General features: G+C 32.9%; 5 protein-coding genes and 1 pseudogene. 5 read left to right on the forward strand and 1 reads right to left on the reverse strand.

The features are described from left to right. The first annotated feature begins 87 nt into the window (after positions 1–87). Positions 88–900, forward strand: a complete 813-nt coding sequence (locus HMPREF2619_RS00530; protein ID WP_070458136.1) for a replication initiation protein — start codon at positions 88–90, stop codon at positions 898–900. Between the two features lie 82 nt (positions 901–982). On the opposite strand, the gene HMPREF2619_RS00535 is transcribed toward HMPREF2619_RS00530, so the two are convergent. Then, on the reverse strand, positions 983–2,281 hold the full coding sequence (locus HMPREF2619_RS00535; protein ID WP_070458140.1) for a plasmid recombination protein: 1,299 nt from the start codon (positions 2,279–2,281) through the stop codon (positions 983–985). Positions 2,282–3,156: 875 nt separating this feature from the next. On the opposite strand from HMPREF2619_RS00535, the gene HMPREF2619_RS00540 reads away from it, so the two are divergent. The 4 genes and pseudogenes from HMPREF2619_RS00540 to HMPREF2619_RS11095 all read left to right on the forward strand — a co-directional run. After that, on the forward strand, positions 3,157–3,396 hold the full coding sequence (locus tag HMPREF2619_RS00540; RefSeq protein ID WP_070458142.1) for a GlsB/YeaQ/YmgE family stress response membrane protein: 240 nt from the start codon (positions 3,157–3,159) through the stop codon (positions 3,394–3,396). 86 nt (positions 3,397–3,482) lie between these two features. After that, the gene (gene amaP, locus HMPREF2619_RS00545; RefSeq protein WP_070458145.1) at positions 3,483–4,046 is read left to right on the forward strand and encodes an alkaline shock response membrane anchor protein AmaP; all 564 of its coding nucleotides are present in this window, start codon (positions 3,483–3,485) and stop codon (positions 4,044–4,046) included. Positions 4,047–4,057: 11 nt separating this feature from the next. Further along, complete coding sequence (locus HMPREF2619_RS00550; RefSeq protein ID WP_070458149.1) at positions 4,058–4,228, forward strand: DUF2273 domain-containing protein; 171 nt, start codon at positions 4,058–4,060, stop codon at positions 4,226–4,228. A gap of 11 nt (positions 4,229–4,239) precedes the next feature. After that, positions 4,240–4,341, forward strand: a pseudogene (locus tag HMPREF2619_RS11095) (Asp23/Gls24 family envelope stress response protein); the annotation flags it as partial.

Here is a 4,341-nt window from a genome sequence, read left to right on the forward strand (position 1 = left end):
TTGACTATTTTGTACCCCATTATTGACTATAAAATTAAAAATTGATAGAATATAGCATAATAGAAAACATAGTAAAAGGTAAACAAGATGGTATCAAATAGAAAATCAAGTAAGATTTATGAAGAACTAGCTTCTCGTCAAAATTATTTAGTTGTCCAGGCGAATGACTTGGCCAAAGCATTTGGTAATTTAAAAGCTTTTGAACACAAGGTTTTAGACTACTGTTTTTCATCTGTAACGAAAGATAGTAGAGTTGGTGATGTCTTTACGGTTCATAGTCTTGACATTATGAAGCACTTTGGCTTAACTAAAAACGGTCAGAATTATAGACGGATTGCAGAAGCTTTTTCGAGACTTAATGAGAATACAGCTCTATATATTCCTGAAACATTGCCTGATGGTAGACGTTCAATAATCATGACTCAACTTTTCAGCAGAATAAGATTTATTGAGGATGGCCTTGTAGAGTTTAAATTCTCTGAAGATGCTGGACCTTTAGTTTTCGAGTTGAAAAGAAACTACTACTCTTTCCATTTGGATGAGTTAGGAAATGTGAAATCAAAGTATTCTTTGATCTTGATGAAACTTTGGGAAGCATATCGCTTAGGAAATCGAGAATATACAACCATTAAGGGAAGTTTAGAGGAATGGCAAGATTGGTTCTTGGGTGAAGAGAAGTCATGGCCTGCAGGTTTGTTTAAGAGGAATGCTCTCATGGTGGCATGCGAAGAATTAGAAATGAAATTCAACGCTGATATAGATTTAACAACTGTAAAAAAAGGACGAAAAGTTATCGGGTATGAGATGGTAATTAGAGATAGACGGAAGCCAACTACTGCAGAGATAATCATAGAGGCAGAGAAAGCATCACATCAGACAGATATCCACGAATTTTTGTAATTTGAACATGTATTAAGAATTAGGACTTGCATATGCAAGTCCTTTTCTAGGAGAGAAAAGAATAAAGGTTCCCCTAATTTATCTAACGATCTAAATCAAAATCTTGCCACAAACCTCCTTCAATTTCAGCTTCTTGACGTTCATAGATTTTATCTGAGATCTCATTTTTTTCCTCTTCAGATAAATATCTTTCAAACTCTGATTTAAAACGTTTATAATTATCAGCTTCTTTCTTAGCTTCAAAATACTTAGACCAAGCATTTTGATTTTCATTTTCCAAGTGAGCTTTCTCTTTTTGGAATTCTGCTTTCAGTTCTCTGATTACGTTCTTTAAAGATGAAATTGTAGAATGTAACTTTTTAATGAACCCTATTTGAAGAATAGACTCTTTAAAATCGTTCAACAAATTCGACAATGGACTATAGTTCGCCTTCATGACTATTTTATCAAACTCATTTTCAGGAACAATCACAACACGTTCACGGTTATTAAATAGGCCTCGCTCTTTGATTTCAAATTGACTTTTATCTACTTCAGTTTCACTGATCATTTTAAGACGTAACATAGCATTGATAGTTTCATCTTCTAATTTTGCTTTATCCAACTCTTCGGACATATTTGCGACTTCGTTCTTCAAATGCTGCAGTTCCTTCTCTTCTTGCTGCTTCTGTAATTCGATTTGTCGCATAGTTTCTTTATATTCTCGCATATCCTTAATATCGTTCGTCTGACCTAACTTGCGTTCGATATTAAGGTTTTTCATAAAGTATTGAATCCTATCAATTTCATGATCACGAAATTGTTTCAGTTGGCCACGGCCTTTTTCTTTAAATCCTTCCTGGAGAAGAGCTTTTGAAAAAGATGGTTGTTTCGAAAGACCATTTTTATATCCATCAGCAATAGGAACAACATTGAAATGAGCGTGAGGAGCTCCATCTTCGTCTAAATGGACAACTGCATTATAGATGACTAAATGATCGTGTCGTTCATTAAAATCTCTTACGTAGCTTGCTAGGGCCTCTCCTACCTTTCTTTTTTTATTGAAATCCATCTTTTCCCAGTCGGATTTATTACCTACTGAGACTACAAATTCACGTTGCAGATCCAATGTCTTTGATTTTTTAACGTGTTTGTAGTAGTCTTCAATTTTTCTATCCTTCCTCCGTTGTTTTGAATTATAAGTATTTAATGCATCGTCAAATTCATCGTGGTAGACTTCTTTGATGTCACGTTTAATAATCGTTATATTTTCGTGGGACAATGCACGATTTATATGCTTGTGTTCATTACTCTTAAATTCTTCTTCGCTCAGATCTCTGTTATTATGACGTATATTTGTCATGCCAGTTTTGGTTTTGAAAGAAATGGTCATTTGATTCATTCGTCTGTTTCCTCTCTTACTATTGTGATAGTAGTATGCCACAAAAAACAAAAGATAATAAAAATTTTTGAAAATTTCCGTTAAAAACGTGATTAACAAATTTATTTGAGCATTTATTTTTCAAAAAGATGGTCTTATATAGTGACCATCTTTTTAGAATTTATAGAATACTATACAAGCCCATCTTTTCAGAATTTATGGATCACTATATAAGTCCACGTTTTTAGAATTTATGGACTACTATATAAATCCATCTTTTTAGAATTTATGGACTACTATATAAGTCCATCTTTTCAGAATTTATGGATTACTATATAAGCCCATTTTTTTAGAATTTATGGAACACTATAAAATCCATCTTTTCAGAAATCATGGACTACTATATAAGTCCATGATTTTTAAATCTATGGATTTCTATATAGTTTCAACAGCTTAAAGAGAAACATTTAGCCCAAAATGTTGGGCTACGGCGTGGGGCTATCGCTATTCCACGCCAACTATTGTCGATATGTAATCAGTTGTAAATAAGAGTATCTCTCTCGGATCAAGCAGAGTTTCTGTTACTCTTTGACAAAGAGTAACGTTTTTGTAGTTTTGACATTGCTGCGCAACGTACAAAACTAAAACGCTCTGCCGAGGGCTCAAGAGAGAGAAGAATAAACGATCATTAATCCCATAAAAAATGAACTCAATAGGGAAAGTTCAAATAGAATGCTGTAGTTTAATATGGTCTATGATATATAATTTTATTAAAAACATATATTCTTGAGCATATAATTTGTATTCGCTTTCATATAGTGGTATACTAACTTCAATCAAAAGAGCTTTTGTAAATTCAAAAGACAATTTTTTGGTTAAAAGAAAGGAGGCCCATTATGTTGTGGTCAATTATTATCGGAGGCTTTATCGGTCTCGCTGCAGGTGCAATTACTAAAAAAGGTGGTTCAATGGGAATTATCGCAAATGTTTTTGCTGGTTTAATTGGGTCATCCGTCGGCCAATCGCTTTTTGGGACATGGGGGCCTTCTCTAGCAGGAATGGCACTTATTCCATCGATTGCTGGTGCGGTGATTGTTGTCGCTGTAGTATCATTCTTTTTGGGTAAAAAAGGTTAACTTTTTACTCAATCATAAACTATAGATTTAAATTTAGTATTGACGGGTAAACCTATAGTTTAGTGCTTTAATTGAAAGGATTTTATATGTCAAAATCGAAAAAAATACTGCTAGTTTCTCTATGTATTTTAGTATTGACAATTTTCCTTCCTATTCTAATAGATTACCATCAAGTTGGTGATCTAGGTATTGAAATATTCAGCTGGAGACGCTGGTATTTCGAGGCTATAATTTCTAAATATATTTTTTGGGGAGTACTATCTCTATCTATTCTAATCATACTTTTAATCTTAGTAATCCTATTTTATCCTAGACAGTATTTAGAGATAAAAATTGGGGATAAGAGTGATAAATTGAAGCTAAGAAATTCAGCTATCGAAGGATTTGTTCGATGTTTGGTTCTTGATCATAAATTAGTTAAGGACCCAAAAATCAAAGTCCATACTCGAAAAAAGAAATGTTTCATTTATGTAGAAGGTACAACTGTTCTTTCAGATAACATTGCTAACAAATTTGAAGTAGTTCAAAACGAAATCACTAAAGGATTGAAAGAATTCTTTGGTATTGATCGAGAGGTTAAACTGGAAGTTTTAGTGAAAGAATATAACCCTCAAAAAGCAGCTAAGAAAATTGTTAGTCGTGTAAAGTAAGGAAGTAAAAAATGGAATGGTTTAAAAAATATCAATACCCAATTCTAAGTGGTGTAGTAGGTATTATTCTAGCCTGCTTCATCCTATCCTTCGGTTTCTTTAAAACATTGTTCGTTTTAATCTGTGGAGCCTTAGGAATTTGGTTGGGATACTATGTACAGAAGAATTATTTAAATAAATAAAGGAGTTTCATATGTCAAACGTAGAAAAAAATGTAAATGTAAATACTGAAAAAAAAGATGATGTTGTTTCTAAAGATGTTCGCGGAGAATTAACTTACGAAGATAAAGTTATT

The sequence above is a fragment of the Streptococcus sp. HMSC074B11 genome, assembly GCF_001808705.1.
Taxonomy (GTDB): domain Bacteria; phylum Bacillota; class Bacilli; order Lactobacillales; family Streptococcaceae; genus Streptococcus.